General features: G+C 63.0%; 12 protein-coding genes. 4 read left to right on the top strand and 8 right to left on the bottom strand.

Annotation, left to right across the window (positions count from 1 at the left end; translation table 11 throughout):
- Positions 1-224: 224 nt before the first annotated feature.
- The 6 genes from CMV30_RS20080 to CMV30_RS19975 all read right to left on the bottom strand — a co-directional run bounded on the left by CMV30_RS20080 (position 225) and on the right by CMV30_RS19975 (position 10,184).
- The gene (locus tag CMV30_RS20080; protein ID WP_138223338.1) at positions 225-3,902 is read right to left on the bottom strand and encodes a patatin-like phospholipase family protein; all 3,678 of its coding nucleotides are present in this window, start codon (positions 3,900-3,902) and stop codon (positions 225-227) included.
- 379 nt (positions 3,903-4,281) lie between these two features.
- Positions 4,282-4,455: a hypothetical protein gene (locus CMV30_RS19970; protein ID WP_175414916.1), complete on the bottom strand. Its 174-nt coding sequence runs from the start codon at positions 4,453-4,455 to the stop codon at positions 4,282-4,284.
- Positions 4,456-4,465: 10 nt separating this feature from the next.
- Positions 4,466-4,987 carry a DUF2059 domain-containing protein gene (locus tag CMV30_RS16230; protein WP_096056995.1) on the bottom strand — a complete coding sequence of 174 codons (522 nt, stop codon included), beginning with the start codon at positions 4,985-4,987 and terminating at the stop codon, positions 4,466-4,468.
- 25 nt (positions 4,988-5,012) lie between these two features.
- A complete protein-coding gene (locus CMV30_RS16235) occupies positions 5,013-6,548 on the bottom strand; it encodes an adenylosuccinate synthetase (protein WP_096056996.1) in 1,536 nt (511 codons plus the stop codon).
- A gap of 289 nt (positions 6,549-6,837) precedes the next feature.
- A complete protein-coding gene (locus CMV30_RS20825) occupies positions 6,838-9,504 on the bottom strand; it encodes a matrixin family metalloprotease (RefSeq protein WP_096056997.1) in 2,667 nt (888 codons plus the stop codon).
- Positions 9,501-10,184 carry a hypothetical protein gene (locus tag CMV30_RS19975; protein ID WP_096056998.1) on the bottom strand — a complete coding sequence of 228 codons (684 nt, stop codon included), beginning with the start codon at positions 10,182-10,184 and terminating at the stop codon, positions 9,501-9,503. Before CMV30_RS19975 ends, CMV30_RS20825 begins: the two co-directional genes overlap by 4 nt.
- A 327-nt stretch (positions 10,185-10,511) precedes the next feature.
- Between CMV30_RS19975 and CMV30_RS16250 the strand changes: the two genes are divergently transcribed.
- Complete coding sequence (locus tag CMV30_RS16250) at positions 10,512-11,378, top strand: BON domain-containing protein (protein WP_096056999.1); 867 nt, start codon at positions 10,512-10,514, stop codon at positions 11,376-11,378.
- A gap of 165 nt (positions 11,379-11,543) precedes the next feature.
- Positions 11,544-11,708: a DUF1328 domain-containing protein gene (locus tag CMV30_RS16255; protein ID WP_096057000.1), complete on the top strand. Its 165-nt coding sequence runs from the start codon at positions 11,544-11,546 to the stop codon at positions 11,706-11,708.
- A 290-nt stretch (positions 11,709-11,998) separates the two neighbouring features.
- Here the strand turns inward: CMV30_RS16255 and guaB are convergent, their stop codons facing one another.
- Together guaB and CMV30_RS16265 are read right to left on the bottom strand one after the other, a co-directional pair.
- Positions 11,999-13,576 carry an IMP dehydrogenase gene (gene guaB, locus CMV30_RS16260; RefSeq protein ID WP_096057001.1) on the bottom strand — a complete coding sequence of 526 codons (1,578 nt, stop codon included), beginning with the start codon at positions 13,574-13,576 and terminating at the stop codon, positions 11,999-12,001.
- A gap of 104 nt (positions 13,577-13,680) precedes the next feature.
- Entirely contained in the window at positions 13,681-14,391 is a 711-nt protein-coding gene (locus CMV30_RS16265; RefSeq protein WP_096057002.1) for a hypothetical protein, read from the bottom strand.
- Between the two features lie 109 nt (positions 14,392-14,500).
- Here CMV30_RS16265 and CMV30_RS16270 point away from each other — a divergent pair, with 109 nt between their 5' ends.
- Positions 14,501-15,535: an o-succinylbenzoate synthase gene (locus CMV30_RS16270; RefSeq protein ID WP_096057003.1), complete on the top strand. Its 1,035-nt coding sequence runs from the start codon at positions 14,501-14,503 to the stop codon at positions 15,533-15,535.
- Positions 15,517-16,713, top strand: coding sequence for an AMP-binding protein (locus tag CMV30_RS16275; RefSeq protein ID WP_096057004.1), 1,197 nt, complete (start codon positions 15,517-15,519; stop codon positions 16,711-16,713). The genes CMV30_RS16270 and CMV30_RS16275 overlap by 19 nt, the downstream gene beginning before the upstream one ends.
- The last annotated feature ends 67 nt before the right edge of the window (positions 16,714-16,780 follow it).

The following is a 16,780-nucleotide window of genomic DNA, read 5'->3' on the forward strand; positions in this document are numbered from 1 at the left end:
AAAACGCCAACGGGGCGTTTTTAGGAGGTGCGGCTGCGGCCAATGGCCTTCGCGAGCGGGCGGAGACGGCCAATGGCCGCAGTGGGGGATGCGCGTTGGCGGGATGTTCGGATGGGTACGTGCAGCTAGTTTAGAAGTCCCAAGAGGAGATTTGCCGCGCAACGGCCTCACGCGAGGTGAGGCCCTACCACGGAGCTGAGACCTACGCGGAACGCACTCGGTGCTCAGGCGTGTTTTGATGCAGTCGCGAGTTTTTGGTGACGGGCGCGGCGGGCGGCGTGTTCGGTGCGGGCGCGTTCGAGGTCGAAGCAGAGGATGGTGCTTTCTTCGCCTGAGAGGTAGGTGAAGCCGCGGCTCTTGTAGAAGCCGATAGTCTGTACGCGCTCGAGGCGGGAGGCGCGGTTGGGGCGGGCGGTGCGCTGGCGGACGGAGGATTCGTCTTCGTAGTCGATGTCCACGCGCAGGCCGGTGAGGTGCGGGGCGTGGTCGCGGAAGTAATCGATCGTGCTTTCGAGAAAACGTGCGGAGATGCCGGCGCCGTTGAGCGCGTGGGGGACGAACATTTCGCGGCAATCCCAGGCGGCGCAGCGCGCGCCTTCGTGGCCGGCGACTTCCTGGTAGAGGAGGAAGCCGACGTCGATGGGCGCGCCGGCGTCAATGGTGCCGGAGGCTTCGAGCGTGAGGGCGAAGGCGAGGGCTTTTTTGCCAGCGAGCACGGGTGTGCCGAAGCGGAGTTTCCACTGATGCCAGGCGTGAGTCGTGGGGAGTTGCGAGAGTTCGCCGAGGGCCTTGAGGTCGAGGCGGGCGGCGGGTTTGTCGTAGTCGCCGCGCGGGAGGCGCAGGTCGAAGCGCTCTTTGACGAAGTGACGGAAGCCCGCGCTATAAACGGAGCGGAGTACGGGCCACCAGTGACGGAAGGAGGGCGTCGAGGCCCAGCGTTGAAAGTAGCTCATCCAGCCGGCGTTCAGCGGGTGCGACCAGTACTCGTTGAGTTCGGCACCGACGTAGGCGTCTTCCATGATCTGGAGAACGCGCATGAGGTAGAAGAGGGTCTGGATGTTTTCGTCGCGAGGAGAGGAGTCGTCGGAAGACTCGGTTGCGGCAGGCGATTTGGATGCGGTGGCTGAGGCGGCTTCGGGGAAGAGTTCGGCGAGGAGTTGGTTTGAAGCGCTGGCGCGGATTTCGTTTTCGAGGTCGCCGCAGCGGGCGGTGAGTTCGAGGAAGATGGCCTGGTGCTGGGCTTTGTTCGGGTGCCACTGGTTGCAGACCTCGAGGAACATGTTGTCCACGAAGCTGGCGGGCTTGGTGTTTTCGACTTCGAAACGGAGCACGGAAATCGCGGCGTGTTCGCCGAGGCGACGGTAGGATTCCCACTGGGCTTCGTCGTAGAACTGGTCGCCGGTGCCCTCGTGTGGGAAGGCGATGTTACGTGTCTGGTATTGGAGCACGTCGGCGGGTTCGTCGCCGGTGAGCGTGGGCTTGAAGTAGATGACGGTGCCTTTGTCGGTGCCGGCCATCCCATCATAGTGGATACAGCCGATGACGGCGTGCTGGGCGGAGCGGCCGTTTTCGCCGGGGCGGAGGGGCTCGACGTCGAGTTCGATCTCGACACCGAAGTCTTCGCGGATGCGGCGGAGCGTGTTGGCGAGATCGTCGAAGGCGACTTCGGGGTCGGCGCTGGAATCGGTGACGATGATGTAGCGGCAGTGGCGGCGGACGAGTTCGTAGAGGCCGAGGTTTTCGAAGTGGGAGCCGTCGGAGAGGTGGAGGTAGCTGATCTTTTTCTTCACGGAGTCCTCGGCGGCGTGGAAGGTGTCGCTCACGGCGGAGGCGGCGCGGTTGAGCGCACCCGGAGCGGGACGGACGACGTTGTTCGCGAGATTATTGGCGAAAGGCGGCGGCGTGTTGACCTCGGGTTTATCGAGCGACGGGCATTTGGAGCGGCCGAACATCTCGAAGAAGAAGGGCAGGCCGACCAGCCACTTGAGGCGGCTGTGGGGATTTCCTGGATGCGGAACCCAGAGGCCGAGGCGGAGGTTGAACGCGCTCATCACGAAGGCGACTGCGAAGCCGAGGTCCATGGAGACGCGGCCCATCTGGGAGTTGAAGGCGGCAGCTGAAGCGGTGACGGCGGACGAGAGGCGCAGGTGGGGAATGGCGGCGTATTCGTTGCCCAGTGACAGACCGATCGGGGAAATCGCCACGCTGCGGGCTCCGCGGTAGAGACTGGAGAGCGGATCGCCGGCGAGGTTATTGGCGGCGCAGCAGACGAGGTGGATCGGGCCGGGGGCGACGGTTTCGCCGCGGAGTTCGCCGAAGCGGATGTCGTCGTCGGTTTGTTCGGCGGTGGCGCGGCTGGGCATGGTTCCGGCGGCGGGGGCGGCGCCGAGATAGCAGCGCGCGAGGCGGGAGCGGTAAAAGTCGTGCATGCCGATTCGTGCGGGATCGAAGCACAGCAGCGTGAGGACGATGAAAAACGCGGAGACCGAAATACCGATCCAGAGATGCGGGCCGCTACCGTAACTCTGGATCAGCAACACGCAGGTGAGGACCATGCAGAACATCGCACCGAGGGCGGCGAACTGGGGCATGAGGGGTTTGATTTTCTCGGCGTATTTTTCCCAGAGATTGGTCGCGCGGGTTTCTTCGCTGGGTTTGCTGAGCCAGTCGCGCAGCCAGAAGAAGACGGCGCCGAAGAGGGCTCCACCGGCGGCGGTGCTGCCTGCGGCGGCTGCGCCGGAGGTTTCGCGGTTTTGGAAAAAGTCGGTGTGCCCGATGGCGGCGAGCAGCTCGTGGCATCCGGTCCAGAGGACGGCGAGTGCGCCGGCGATGACGGCGCAGCTGAAGCAGCGGGCGGCTGAGCGATCAACTCCGCCGGACCACGTGACGGCTTTTTCGTCGGGTGCGGAGCGGGCGACGAAGCCGCGCAGACCGAGCATGGCGATGCCGCCGACAAACCAGGCGGCGGAGGGAAGGAGCAGGCTGAGATGGAATTTTGAATCCCGGAAAAAGTTCTTCTCACTGACGATTTCCCAGTAGCTGGCGGGCCAGGTCCAGTGGCCGATGTCGAGGTCGGGGAATTTGTATTTGCGGATGAAGAACCAGGCGGCGGAGGCGATCACGGCGGTCATCGCGGTGAGAGGGACGTTTCTCCAGAAACTTTTCTCGCTGTTGCCGTTTTTGCCGGTGCGGCGCCACGCCCATTCGGCGGAGAGGTGGAAGGTGAGTGTGAGGACGCCGAAGAGAATCGTGCTGCACCAGTGCTCCCATTTGAGGGCGAGCGCGCTGAGCAGGAACCAGCTGTAGAGACCGGCGGCGATGGTCGCGAGGGCGGCGACCATCGCGGGGATCATGCCGCCGAGGATGGCGACGATCGCGCCCCACGTTTCGAAATGCCAGAAGCCGACGCGCGGCATGAGGAAGCGGCTGAACTCGCGGAGATGGCGGACCTCAGGGCTCTCGCGTTCGTCTTTGGAATGGAAATCGTTTTCGGACGCGGAAGGGAAAAACGAGCGGCGGTTGGTGCGACGACGGCGCAGCCAGGCGGTCCAGAAACTGCCGACGTAACCGCCGCCGGAAACGGTGGAGAGATAGTTGACGTGGCGAAGCACGCCGAGGCGTTCGAGCGCCTGGAGGATGCCGAGATTAAACGTGGCGCTGCGGATTCCACCGCCGGAGAAGGCGAGGCCGAAGAGATCGCGTTTGGTGAAGCGCACCCACGGCTCTTGCGTGAGGCTGGATGACGCGACGTCGAACTCCTCGGGATCGATCCAGGGCGGCGATGTGCCGGGAGGCGGTTGGGGCTGGCCGGGGTTTTCGCGGAGCTTGAGCTGTGCGTACTCTTCTTTTATCAGGTCCGAAAAAGAACCGGAGGTCTTCGCTGGGGTGGGGTTCGCGGCCATAGGTATTTCCACAGTGGAAGAATACTTAGGGAACGCGGCGAGGATGTTTCAGGGCGAAGCGTTTGCGAAAGAGGTGGTATGAAGAGAATGCGTGAACGAGTGTAGAGCCGACGCAATTGGATGTAGGCGCGGTGCCCTCACCGCGGGCGGTCGTGGCAAAACGGCAACGGTAGCATGCGGAGTGGGAGCACCCGCCTACATCGGAATGGACGGCGAGATATTGCGTGGAGGGCTGCGCTTCGTCGCAGCCATGATTGACGTTCACCGGCGCTGACGAAGCAGCGCCCTCCAATCGGAAGAGACCGCCGAAGAGCTATTGGGTCGCCCACGAGGCGACAATCCTCGCCGCTTGATCAATGGGGTACGCATTCGCCGCGGTTCAGTTGATCGAGTCCTTCACGAACTCCGGCGATGAGTTCTTGGCGGATGTCAGCGTGTAAGTGAGTGGGGCCTGCCTTGATATCCGCGAGTCCGGCATCGATGTTTTGCCGACATGAGCGCGGTAGATGATGAGATCGTCACGCGAAGACTCGTGAACCGTCGGTCGCTTCATGCATTTCAAATTATTCAGACTTAGGAGCTACAATTTTTTGGAGGTCGGAGATGTATTCCTTCATGGCTTTTTCGACCGCGACTTGTCCGTGAGACAGAAACCATTTTTGCAAAACAGCCCCGGCTTTCTTATTAGCCGCGATCTGCTTTTGTCCAAGAGGAGTTTTAAGTGATGACAGAATCGAGCGTAGCTCGTCCTCAGTAAAATTTGTCACGTACTCAGCCTTCCAGATTTTGACCGCGTCCTCAGTGCTCCAGCTGTTTTCGACACTTTTAACCATTTTGAGCGCGGCTGCCTGAACGGCGTCCCATGACTCTTTAGGCAATCCAGGAAATCCCGTTCGTACCTGATCGACCATTTGATTCACAGCCTCTTTCGTCTGCTCCATCGAAGCGGCCTTGGCAGTTTGGACTATCTCTTCGACCCCGGTAATCACGACTATTTCTTGTACCAACTGATCTCTGGTTTCTGTGTGGGCGTAAACGCGGGAAAGCAGGAACAGGAGAACGAAAAAGAGAACTGGGGTTTTCATCGAAGGCAGGGAAATTGGAGTGGAGTTATAGTTTCACCAACTCGGCCGTCGCCGGAACGTCCTTGATGATCTGAGACGGTTCGGGGCCGACGCCGAGGTAGCGGAGGTTGGGGAGAACTTTGGGCCAGGTTTCGCCGTGGTAGGCGACTTCGAGGGTCGAGCGGACCATGGCGGCGACGTAGCTTTGTGCGTTCTTCGGTAGGTCGGCGAAGTGGCGGACGTGGGAGATGTCTTCGGTCCAGCCGGCGTGTTTGGTGTATACGGGGCGGAGCGTTTTGCGGACGGCTTCGTTGCGGGGGACGTGGTGGAATTTTTTGCCCGCGGCGTTTTCGTAGTGCGTGCAGATGAGGAGCTCGCCCTGCCAGTCGCCGCTGTGGGTGAGGGCGTCGGACTTGTTGATCATGAGGTCCTGGTAGCCGCCGTAGCGAAGGACGTCGCCTTTTTCCACGGCGTCGTACCAGCCGACCATGCGCTGGCGGCCGGTGCTGGTGCCGAACTCAATTTTCTTGAGCTTGATGGCGAGCGGGTGGGCCTCGTCCATCTGCGTAAGGAAACAATGGGTACCGACCTTGGTGTCGTAGGCTTTGGCGACGCCGAAGGTGTGGATCGGCTGCACGGGGATGCCGGCGCTTTGGAAAAACTCGGGCGTGTAGGTGTGCGAGGCGGTGACGTTGGGCGTGAAGCCGTGGCGTTTATCGAGCCAGTAGGCCTGGCCGAATTCGCCGATGATGGTGTGGCCGGCGCGGACTTCGCGGAGGATGAGTTCGCGGACTTCGCCGATGTTTTTCGCAAGGCGCTGGCCGGCGTGCCAGTAGACTTCGGCGAGGCGGTCGATGTTGATCGTGAAGGGCACGATGCCGCGGAACTGGGTGAAGTCGAATTCGGATTTTTCGAAGCAGCCCATCTCGATGCCCTCGGCGTTGGCGCGGAGTTCGGCGGCGGTGAGGGTGTCGAAGAACGCGTTCCACGTGGCGGCGTCGGTGCGGTAAACGTGCTGGATGGTGCGCACGGCGCGGTCGACGCGTTGGGTGAGTTTTTGGACGAAGAGTTCCTTCGGTCCGAGGAAACTGGAGTAGAAGATCTGGAAGAGGCCGGTTTCTTCGCTGAAGGCGGGGGTGATGCCGCGGCCGGTGGAGCCACGGGGCTCTTCGTTGAGGACTTTCACGCGGTAGTCTTCGCCGGCGAGGTCGAGCAGGCGGTGTGTGAGATCGGAGAACATGGTGTGCTCGTCGATCAGGAGGCGGGAGAGAACGGCGTGGCCTTTCTTTTCGACCGGGAGGGCTTCCCACCAGAATTTGCGCGGGTCGGCGACGACGCCGGAGCCGATGCAGAGGTGCGGGGCGTCTTTCACGACGACGCCGGCGGGGAGGAGGTTGAGCTTGATGCCGCCGGCGGTGTGGCCGGAGTTGGCGCCGCCGTTGACCTTGAAGACGACGGAGACGGCGGAGGGGGTGCCGCGCAGTTCGTCAGCGACTTCGGGGATGAGGCGACCCTTGCCCTCGTCGCCTAGGGAAATACCGACGTCGGCGATGAGCGGGCTGGTGAAAGGAAGGAGTGGCATGGTTGGGTTTTTTTGAAACGCGCAACCGGAGCCAATCTGAACCCCTGTTGCGGGAGAGCAAAAAGAGGAGCGGGGCGGGCGGGGCAAGGGCGAATTTGGCGCGCCTACGGCGCGCCAAATTCGCCAGTGGCCAGTGACCAGTGGCCAGTGACCAGTGGCCAGTGACCAGTGACCAGTGGCCAGTGGCCAGAAGCCGAGATCGTCGGGATGAGAACGCTCAACGCTGAACGTTTAACTTTTAACGCTCAATCGATAGCCGGGAAAACGCGGGAGGAGTTGAACCGGCGCGTTAGGGACAATGCGCCCTACTTTGGAGGCGGAGGAGGGTGAGCAGGGCGAGGGCGGTGAGGAAGTAGGCGCTGGGGGAGCCGCCGCCTCCGCCGCCGCTGGATGCGGGGGCGGGTGTGGAGGGAGTGGCGGGGTTGGGCGTGGACGGGGTGCTGCCGTCGTTGAGCGCGAGAGTGGTCACCACGCGGGCGGGGGTGATTTTGCGGATGGCGGCGTTGCCGGTGTCGGCGACGTAGAGATTGCCCGAGGTGTCGAAGGCGAGGGCTTGGGGCTGGTTGAACCAAGCGTCGTTGCCGGCGGTGCCGTCGCTGTTTTTGTGGCCGGAGATGGAGGGGAGTCCGGCGAAGGTGCTGACGGTGCCGGTGGGCGTGATGCGGCGGATGGTGGCGTTGGCGGTGTCGGCGACGTAGAGGTTTCCCGAGGAGTCGAGGGCGAGGCCGGTGGGATTATTGAAGAGGGCGGCGGAGCCGGTGCCGTCGGCGGTGCCGCTGGATTGTTCGACGCCGGCGAAGGTGGTGACGAGGCCGGCGGGGGTGATTTTGCGGATGGTGTGATTGAAGGTGTCGGCGACGTAGAGGTTGCCGGTGCTGTCGATGGCGACGGCGGAAGGGTTGTTGAAACGTGCGGAGGCAGGGGTGGCGCTGTTGGTGGTGCCGGAGACTCCGGCGGCACCGGCGAAGGTGGAGGTGGCGCCGGCGGGGGTGATGCGGCGGAGCGTGTGGTTCATCCTGTCGGCGACGACGAGATTGCCGGAGGCGTCGAAGGCGAGGCCGATGGGCGAAGAGAACGTGGCGGAGGAGCCGGTGGCGTCGGTGTTGCCGCGCGAGCCGGGAGAGCCGGCGAAGGTGGTGACGGTGGCGTCGGCCGCGATCTGGCGGAGGGTGGCGTTGCCTGTATCCGAGAGATGGATGACGCCGGTGGAGGAGCGGGCGAGGCCGGAGGGCTGGTTGAAACGGGCGGCGGCTCCGGTGCCGTTGGTGGAGCCGGCCTGGCCGGAGGTGCCGGTGAAGGCGGAGACGACGCCGGTGGGGGAGATTTTTTGGAGCGTGTTGAGGGAAGCGTCGGCGACGATGAGGTTGCCGGAGGTGTCGAAGACGAGGCCGGTGGGATTGGGGACGAAGGCGGTGGTGACGGTGAGCGTGAAGCTCGCGCCGGGGGTGATGACGCCGCTGGCGTTGGAGACGGGGCGGAAGAGCGCGCCGCTAAGCGAGGTGGGCGCGGCGGTGAGGGTGAGCGTGGGGGACTGAGTGCCGGAGTAGGTGCTGTTGTTGGCGAGATCGGTCCAGCTCGCGCCGTTGTTGGTGGAGATCTGCCACTGGAAGGAGCCGCCGGCGCCGGCGAAAAAGGCGATGGAGCGGCCGGAGGTGACGGCTTGATCGGCGACGGGGATGAAGACGGCGATGGCGGCGGTGTTGCTGGTGACGGAGCCGGCGGGGTTGGTGACGGTGACCTGGAAGTCGCCGGCCTGGATAGGCTGGATGTTGGTGAGCGTGTAGGTCGCGGAGGTCGCGCCGGAGATGGGAGTGGCGTTGCGGGACCATTGATACGTCAGCGACGGGCCGGTGGCGGTGACGGAGAGGGTGACGTTCGCGCCAGGGGTGACGGACTGACCGGCGGGCTGGGCGGTGATGACAGGGGAGGTGGCGGTGAAGGCGAGGTTGAGACTGATCGCGCCGGAGTCGGCGTTGAAGCCGTCCACGGCGAATGAATACGTGGTGGCGGCGGTGGCGGTGAAGGTGACGGTGCTGTACTGGACGACGCCGTTCTGGAGGTCGTCGTTGGAGGCGATTGAGGCGAGGGCGTTGACGCTCGCGCCGGTGTACACGCCGAGGGTGGTGTCGAAGACGCTGCCCTGGGTGTTGAGCGTGACGGTGCCGGTGGAGGGGGCGGTCCAGCGCCACCAGACGGAGCGGCCGCCGGTGGCGCCCGCGTGGAGGGGCTCGCCGGATTGTTTGGTGGCATTGGTGTTGAAGCCGGTGACGCTGGCGGAGTTTCCCGTGAGGGTGATGGCGTTTACGAAGGCGTCGTTGGCGGGGATGCCGGGCGGGCCGTAGAGGCGCTGGGCGCCGGCGATGTCGTCGGCGGTGAGCGTATCGATGCCGCTGATGCGGCTGTTCATGATGGCGGAGACGGACTGGGCGGGGGTGGCTTCGTCGGGGTGATCGAGGCCGAGGGCGTGGCCGAGTTCGTGGATGGCGACGCGCTGGAGGTCGACGCTGGAGCCGCGGGTGGGGCCGCGGTAGGAATCCCAGGTGCGGGCGGTGTTGAAAATGATGTCGGCCTCGGTGCGTTCATTGCCGAGGGCCCAGGTGGTGGCGACAGCGAGGACGTTGGGGTCGAAGGCGGTGCCGAAGACAGTGGAGGAGAAGACGAGCTCGTTGAGGTCGTTGTTGTTGCCTGCGGGGCGGGGGGCGACGGACTGGCTTTGCAGCTGGACGGCGCCGAGCTGGGTGTTCCAGAGCTGCATGGCGAACTGGGCGCTGGAGTTATGGGTGTTGCCGTCGCTGAGCGTGGAGGAAGTGCCGAGAGCGATGACGAACGGAACGTTTCCGGCGGGCCATTTGATGGGAAGGCCGGTGTTGTCGTTTCTGATGAAGTCGAAACTCCAACCGGTGGTGACGGCGAAGAGAGTCAGCAGGAGCGAGGAGAGGAGTTGCCGGAAGTTCATGGACGGGCGGCGGTGGACTTCTGGCGGGAGGCGCGGATGCGGGAGGCGAATTCGGCGGCGGTGAGGGCGGGCGTATCGGTGGAGGGCGCTGACTGGCTCCCGGCGGATGGCGGAGTGCCGGTGGCGCCGGAGCTGGAGGAATGGCCGTGTGATTCGATGGGAAGGGAGACTTCATTTTCGTCGCGGAGCGGGGAGCCGTCGCTGCGGGCGACAACGGAGCGGCCGGCGGCGTCTTTTTTAATCGGATACTGGCCGTGCATGAGGGCGACGAGCGGGGTGAACTGGAGGCCGTTGCCGCGGATGAAGAGGATGTGTTCGTCGCCGACGGTGAAGGTAGGCGCGCCTTGGACGATCATCTGGCGGTCACCGACTTTGCCGCCGAGCATCTGGAGGATGAGGGGCGAAGGCGGGGTGCCGGCGATGGTTTCGGCGACGTCGATCTGGACGAAGGTGACGATGTTACGGTGGCCGTTTTGGTCGCGCCATTCGGAGGAGACGGATTTGACCGTGCCGCGCACGACGAAGTCGGCTTGTTGGACGAGGGAATCGAATTCGGGCGGGATGACGGTGGTGGCGAAGGCGCTGAAGCGGGAGAGAAGGACGAAGGTGATGAGCCAGCCGATACGCGAGCGGGGGCTAAGACGGCGAAAGGCGGGGAAAGAAAGCGCGGGTTGGGCCATGGGGAATTGTGCGGGCAGCACGTGGGGTGACTTAATTAAAACGATTCAGGCAACGGTTTGGACGCATGAGCGGCAAGGTAGTGCCGGATGCAGTGAAGGCCGATTGATGGTGGCTGCAAATAGCATCAGACCGGTGGTTGGAGGACACAGCACAAATGGTGGAATAATTTTTTAAGCGCTTAGGGGGCATCGGTTAGCGCTGGATGATGCGGAGTGGTGGCACGGGCGCGGCTAAGTGAATGGCATAACTGAGCGCCCTTATTTTGTCCGGCCAGTCTCAAAAAATCAGCCGGGCGGCGTGCGGTTAAAACTGAAAAATCCATTACCATGAAAACACCCGCCAAGACCCTTCGCTTCAGCACACTCGCTCTCGCCACCGCGCTTCTGGCGCCGGTGGGACTTTTCGCCAACGATGCGGATGACCACATCGAGAAAAGCTTCAAAGACTCTTACACTAGCCGCGTCCAATTGAAGGATGCTGATGTTTCCGCTGACGCTGAAAACGGTGTCGTTACCCTCAAGGGCAAGGTTGAGACATCCGACCAGAAGGCGCTCGCTGAAGACACGGTGCGCAGCCTGCCCGGCGTCACTTCGGTGAAGAACGAACTCAAAGTGAAATCCGAGCCGAAGGAATCTTCGGATGAGTGGATCGCTCTCAAGGTGCGCAGCTCGCTGCTTTATCATCGCAACGTGAGCCTGCTCGATTCCGACGTGAAGGTCGTGAATGGCACTGTGACGCTCACGGGCACTGCTGAAACTTCTGCCGAGAAGTCTCTGGCCGGTGAATATGCTGCCGACATCAAGGGCGTGAAGAACGTCGATAACCGCATCGCGGTCGTATCGAAGTCTGACAAGGATCACGCAGCCATGAAGGCGGACAAAGAGCGCATGCAGGCCAAGGCCGAGAAGAAATACGACGCCGCCAAGCATGATATGAAGGACGGCGCACGTGATCTCGGCGACAAGATCGACGATGCCTCGATCACCGCTCAGGTGAAGGGCTCGCTTGCGATCAGCCGCTCGGCCAGTGCGATCCGTACCGAAGTCACCACGCGTGATGGTGTCGTGACGCTGCGCGGCGAAGCCAAGAACGCTGCTGAGAAGGAACTCGCCGGTCGCATCGCCAAAGACATCCGCGGTGTGCGCGACGTGAATAACGAGATCGTCGTCGTGAACAAAGTCGCGGGCGAATAATCTCCATGCGCTCCGCTTGCGTGCTGGTGATCCCGATCATCGCTGCGCTGAGCGGGGCGAAACTCGCCCGAACGCATTTCAATTTCTGCCGGCTTTGCGCGTGACCCGATCCCGGGCGCAGGGCCTCACTTCAACACTCGGATCGATTATCCAATAAGGAACGCCATGTTAAGCTGGTCCATTACCTTCCTCGTAGTCGCGCTGATCGCGGCTGTGCTCGGGTTCGGTGGCATCGCAGGAACCGCGGCAGGCATCGCCAAGGTGCTCTTCCTCGTGTTTCTCGTGCTGTTTGTACTCTCGTTTATCGTCGGTCGCCGTCCGCGCGTCTGATCATAATACGTTTCGTTTAGACAAACTAAAATCCCCGGCTTCTTCCCGAGCCGGGGATTTTTTGTGGACGGAGCAGAGCGGCACTTGATAAGTGCCGGTCCGGTTTCGGGGGGGCGGGGCGATATAGCGCAGGGCGGACGACACGGAGGTCGTCCCTCCATTACGGAGCAGGCTGGGAGCCTGCGAGATTGCGGAGCGGCGTCGCGCGAGCGCGAGCCCTACGGTGAGGGCGAAGTTTCGAGCCGGACAATGCGGAGCATTGTCCCTACCTCGGAAAGCGGGTCCGGATGTTAGTTTTTGCGGGTGGAGACTTCGATGACGTCGTGCGGGGACGCCTCTTTTTGTCCGGCGGGGCTGACGCGCATGAAGCGGGCTTTTTCGCGGAGCTCGGGGAGGTTTTTTGCGCCGAGGTAGCCCATGCCGCTTTGGACGCCGCCGATGAGGTTGCCCAAGACATCGTCGGCGAAACCGGAGACTTCTTTGAGGGCTTCGATGCCTTCGGCCGTGAGTTTGCGGGCGTTGTCGGTTTTGTCCTGACCGTAGCGGGCGGCTGAGCCGGCTTTCATAGCGGAGAGGCTGCCCATGCCGCGGTACTGCTTAAAGAGTTTGCCGTTGATTTCCATGATCTCACCGGGGGCTTCGCGGCAGCCGGCGAGGAGGCCGCCGAGGATGACGGCGTCGGCCATGGTGAGGGCTTTGACGATGTCGCCGGATTTGGTGATGCCGCCGTCAGCGATGATTTTGACGCCTTTGGCGGCGGCACCTTTGGCGGCGACGTGCAGGGCGGTCATCTGCGGAATGCCGACGCCGGCGACGATGCGGGTGGTGCAGATGGAGCCGGGGCCCTGGCCGACTTTGATGGTGTCGGCACCGCAATCGGCGAGGAACTCGACGCCGGAGGCGCTGGTGACGTTGCCGGCGATGATGGTGAGCGAGGGAAAGGCGTCGCGGACCATGCGGACCATGTCGCCGACGCCGGCGGTGTGTCCGTGAGCCGTCGATACAGCGATGGCGTCGATGGATTCGTCCATCAAGTTGCCGACGTGGGTGATGATCTTGTCGCGGTCGAGTTCGCCGGAGGGTTTGCGGACGGGGGCGAGGGCTGCGCCGACGACGAGGCGGAAGTTGGAGTCGCGAGCGGGTTTGCGGCGGGATTTGGCCTCGGCGGTAATGCGTTCGACGTCGGAGCTGGTGACGAGGCCGCGGAGGTGACCGGCGTCGTCGACGACGAGCATTTTGTTGAGGCCGACGTGTTGATTGAAGAAGGCGTCGGCGGCTTTGATGGGGTCTTTGGCGACGTTGCGTTCCTGCTCGGTGATGAGCGAGGCGCGGGCGGTCATGACGTCGGCGACTTTTTTGGACTTGTAGCGGTCTTTGACGAGGTTGCCGGAGAGGAGCCCGACGAGGACGCCACTGGCGTCGTTTACGGGGAAGGTGGAGAAGGTGTATTTCTTCTGCTCGATCATCGCGAGGACGTCGCCGATGAGGTCGGTGGGGGAGACGGCGATGGGGTCCTGGATGAGGCCGTGGATGTGGCGTTTCACGCGGGCCACTTCTTTGACCTGATCCTTGGCGGGCATGTTGTAATGGATCAGACCGATGCCGCCGTTGAGGGCCATGACGATGGCCATGCGGGACTCGGTGACGGTGTCCATGTCGGAGGACACGATCGGGATCTGGAGGCGGAGCGTCTCGGAAAGTGACGTGGAGGTATCGGCGTCTTTCGGGAGAATGTCCGAGTAGAGCGTGGCCAGGGACACGTCGTCGAACGTGAGGGCCGTGGGCAGATTGGCGCGGAAGAACGCGTCGGCTGGCAGATAGAACTCGCTGTCGATCGCGTTAACAGAAGACGTGGCAACCTTGGTCATGATTGCCATGAGCGGAGTAATGGTGGGAGGGGAAAGCTCAAGGGGAAATTCCGCTGAGGTTCCCTGCCCAAAGCTGCAGCGGCCTGACAGGATGGGAGACAGCGTCAGCGCATCGTTACGTTGAGCGATGGTGGCGAACTTCCTGTCGTATAGTCGGCTTCGAATTCCCGTGTTTCGACGGCGTACTTGCTGGCGCGGTATTCTGCGCGGCTGGCCTGTTTCGCGTTCATGCCGGTGGTGTTCACGGGTGTGCTGGACGGCTGATACTGGCGGATTACTGCGCTGCCGGTGACGACCCAGCGATCCGGCCAGCCATTTGACTGCCGCATGTCGCGAATCGTCACATCCACGGTGCGTTCTGCTCCAGGACTCGATGAAAACTTATCGAGAAAATAGCTCTCCAGAGCGGACTGAGCACGCCGCTTTTCGAGCGCGAGCCTAGCTGCTTGAGCGGCTGCGTCTTCCTTTGCCGCTGTGACCGAGGATGCGGTGTCGGCTTCACGTTGAGCGCGGATTTTTGCGGATTTTTCGACTTCTGCCTGCCGGACTTTGATGGCTGCTTCGCGTGCAACGGCCGCCTTTTTTTCGCTGTCGATGGCGGCGGCTTCATTGATTGGATGCTGGCGCTGGAGATCGGCGGGCAGTTGTTGTTTGGACACGGAGGTGAGGCCTCCGGTGTGCTTGATAACCACCGTTAGAGGCGTTTCCGAAACGATGCTGGCATTGCTGAAAGAACGTCCGTCGGTGAGCGAGATTTCGGCTGCGAAGGTAGATGAAAACATCATCGCCGCCACGAAGATGAGCTGGTGTTTCATAAAATGCATGACGTTGCAAAGGTGTCGGGGATGCAAGCGGGCGACTGGAAAGGAAACGTAACAATACCGGTGTTCTTGCCAACCAACGTTCCGGGCATTGTCTCGCCCAGTGACTTTTCGTTTTGCAGCACGTCGTTATGCTTTGCCGTTCCGTCATCCGGTGCGGACGGCGCATGGGTTATGGACGACGCGCGAGGGCATCATTGTGCGGATAAGCGATGAAAGCGGTGCGGCGGGCTATGGTGAGGCAGCTCCGATTGCGTGGTTTGGGACCGAGACCGTGGATGAGATTGAGGCGGTCTGCCGCGAAGTGCGGGCGGAGGTGGATGCTGAGCGATTGGATGCGATTCCGGGGACGGTGGGGTTGCTGCGTGGAGCGGTTGCGGCGGCGCGAGGAATGTTGAGGTTACGCGCGCGGAGTGGGGCGAGTGAAGAGGGAACGCGGGCGAAGGACTATTTGCCGGTTGCGGCTTTGCTGCCGGCGGGGCGTGCGGTGCTGGATGCGGTGGGGCTGAAGGCGGAGACGGGGTTCAGGACGTTTAAGTGGAAGGTCGGTGTCAGTGATATCGGCGATGAGTTGTCGTTGCTCGATGACTTGATCGCGAAGCTGCCGAATGGATCGAAGCTGCGACTCGATGCGAATGGGGCCTGGGATCGGCGCAAGGCGGAGCGGTGGCTAGAGCGGTGTGCGGACCGGCCGGTGGAATTTGTGGAGCAACCCATCGATGCGGCGGCGCGCGGGGCGGATGATTTATTGCTGGGACTGGCGGGAGATTTTCCGACGCCGGTGGCGCTGGATGAATCGGTGACGGGTATGCGTGAAGTGGAACGGTGGATCGGTGCGGGGTGGCCGGGTTTTTTTGTGATCAAACCGTCGTTGCTTGGAGATGCGGAGAGTGCGTTGGAGAAATTGAAAGCGGCGAAGGCGAAGGTGATTTTTTCGTCGGCGTTGGAGACAGGGATCGGAGCGCGGGAGGCGTTGCGGGTGGCGTTTGAATTTGGCGGGGAGACGCGGGCGCTGGGGTTTGGTGTGTGGCCGCTGTTTGAGGACGCGCGATTCGATGGGCCGCATCTGGCACCGTTCATCCGTGCGGAGGATGTGGAGCGGATGAATCCGGAGGCCATATGGAACGCGCTGAGTTAAGGAAGCTGGTCGAGGCAACGGGCTGCGCGGTGGAGCGCGGCGGGTTTGTTTTTTTGTGCGATCCGAAGTGGGGTGCGGAGGAGCGCGCGCAGCTGGCGGAGATTTTGGTGGAAGCTGAGCGCGGAGGCGGTGGAGAGAGCGGGCGTGGCTGGTTGTGCGTGCCGAGCGGCGGGACGAGCGGGCGGTTGAAGTTTGCGCGTCATGATGAGCAGACGCTGGGAGCAGCGGTATCGGGATTTTGCGGACACTTCGGGCTGACGCGGGTGAATGCGGTGGACGTGCTGCCGCCGCATCATGTGAGCGGGCTTATGGCGCGGGTGCGTTGCGCGGTGACCGGCGGGCGGCATGTGAGCTGGAGCTGGAAGGAGCTGGAGGCGGGCGTGCGGCCGGAGCTGGCGGCGGTGGCGGATGGGTGGGTGCTGTCGGTTGTGCCGACACAGTTGCAGCGGTTGATGGGATCGGTGGCGGCGGTGGAGTGGCTGCGGGGCTTTCGGGTGATTTTTGTGGGCGGTGGGCCGGCGTGGGCGGAGTTGACGGAAGAGGCGGCGAAGGCGGGGCTGCCGGTGTCGCTTTGTTATGGGATGACGGAGACGGCGGCGATGATGGCGGCGTTGAGGCCGGAGGAATTTGCGGCGGGCGGACGGAGTTGTGGGGCGGTGATGCCGCACGCGCGGGTGGAAATCGTCGATGATGCGACGGGCGAAGAAGTGGCTGCGGGCGAGACGGGGTTGGTGCGGATTGGCGGCGGGAGTTTGTTGCGCGGGTATTTTCCGGAGCAGCCGGGCGGAGTGAGCGGGGAGGATGGGGCGCGGGTTTTTGTGACGGAGGATTTGGGGCGGATGGATGAGCGCGGGCAGTTGCACGTGATCGGGCGGCGGGATGCGGTGATCATCACGGGAGGGAAGAAAGTTTTCCCGGCGGAGGTGGAGGCGGTGTTGCGTGCGAGCGGTGAGTTCGCGGATGTCGCGGTGATCGGCGCGGCGGATACGGAGTGGGGGCAGCGGGTGGTGGCGTTTTATCCGGCGGGCCGGAAGGCGCTGGATATGCAGCGCGTGGAGGCGGCGCTGGAATCGATCGCGGGGTATAAGCGGCCGAAGGCGTTTGTGGCGGTGGCCGCGTGGCCGCGGAATGAGCAGGGGAAGGTGAACCGTGAGGCGCTGAGGCGCATCGCGGAATGAGCAGTGCGCGGCGCACAGGCGGGATGATGTGGGCCAGTGGGCGATGGCTAACAGCGCGCTCGGCGTG

The sequence above is a fragment of the Nibricoccus aquaticus genome (assembly GCF_002310495.1).
Classification (GTDB): Bacteria; Verrucomicrobiota; Verrucomicrobiia; order Opitutales; family Opitutaceae; genus Nibricoccus; species Nibricoccus aquaticus.

Coding starts and splice junctions, on each gene's coding strand:
- CMV30_RS16275 (WP_096057004.1), top strand. CDS start 15,517: ATGGAACGCGCTGAGTTAAGGAAGCTGGTCGAGGCAACGGGCTGCGCG.
- CMV30_RS20825 (WP_096056997.1), bottom strand. CDS start 9,504: ATGAACTTCCGGCAACTCCTCTCCTCGCTCCTGCTGACTCTCTTCGCC.
- CMV30_RS16230 (WP_096056995.1), bottom strand. CDS start 4,987: ATGAAAACCCCAGTTCTCTTTTTCGTTCTCCTGTTCCTGCTTTCCCGC.
- guaB (WP_096057001.1), bottom strand. CDS start 13,576: ATGACCAAGGTTGCCACGTCTTCTGTTAACGCGATCGACAGCGAGTTC.
- CMV30_RS16235 (WP_096056996.1), bottom strand. CDS start 6,548: ATGCCACTCCTTCCTTTCACCAGCCCGCTCATCGCCGACGTCGGTATT.
- CMV30_RS16250 (WP_096056999.1), top strand. CDS start 10,512: ATGAAAACACCCGCCAAGACCCTTCGCTTCAGCACACTCGCTCTCGCC.
- CMV30_RS20080 (WP_138223338.1), bottom strand. CDS start 3,902: ATGGCCGCGAACCCCACCCCAGCGAAGACCTCCGGTTCTTTTTCGGAC.
- CMV30_RS19970 (WP_175414916.1), bottom strand. CDS start 4,455: ATGAAGCGACCGACGGTTCACGAGTCTTCGCGTGACGATCTCATCATC.
- CMV30_RS19975 (WP_096056998.1), bottom strand. CDS start 10,184: ATGGCCCAACCCGCGCTTTCTTTCCCCGCCTTTCGCCGTCTTAGCCCC.
- CMV30_RS16265 (WP_096057002.1), bottom strand. CDS start 14,391: ATGAAACACCAGCTCATCTTCGTGGCGGCGATGATGTTTTCATCTACC.
- CMV30_RS16255 (WP_096057000.1), top strand. CDS start 11,544: ATGTTAAGCTGGTCCATTACCTTCCTCGTAGTCGCGCTGATCGCGGCT.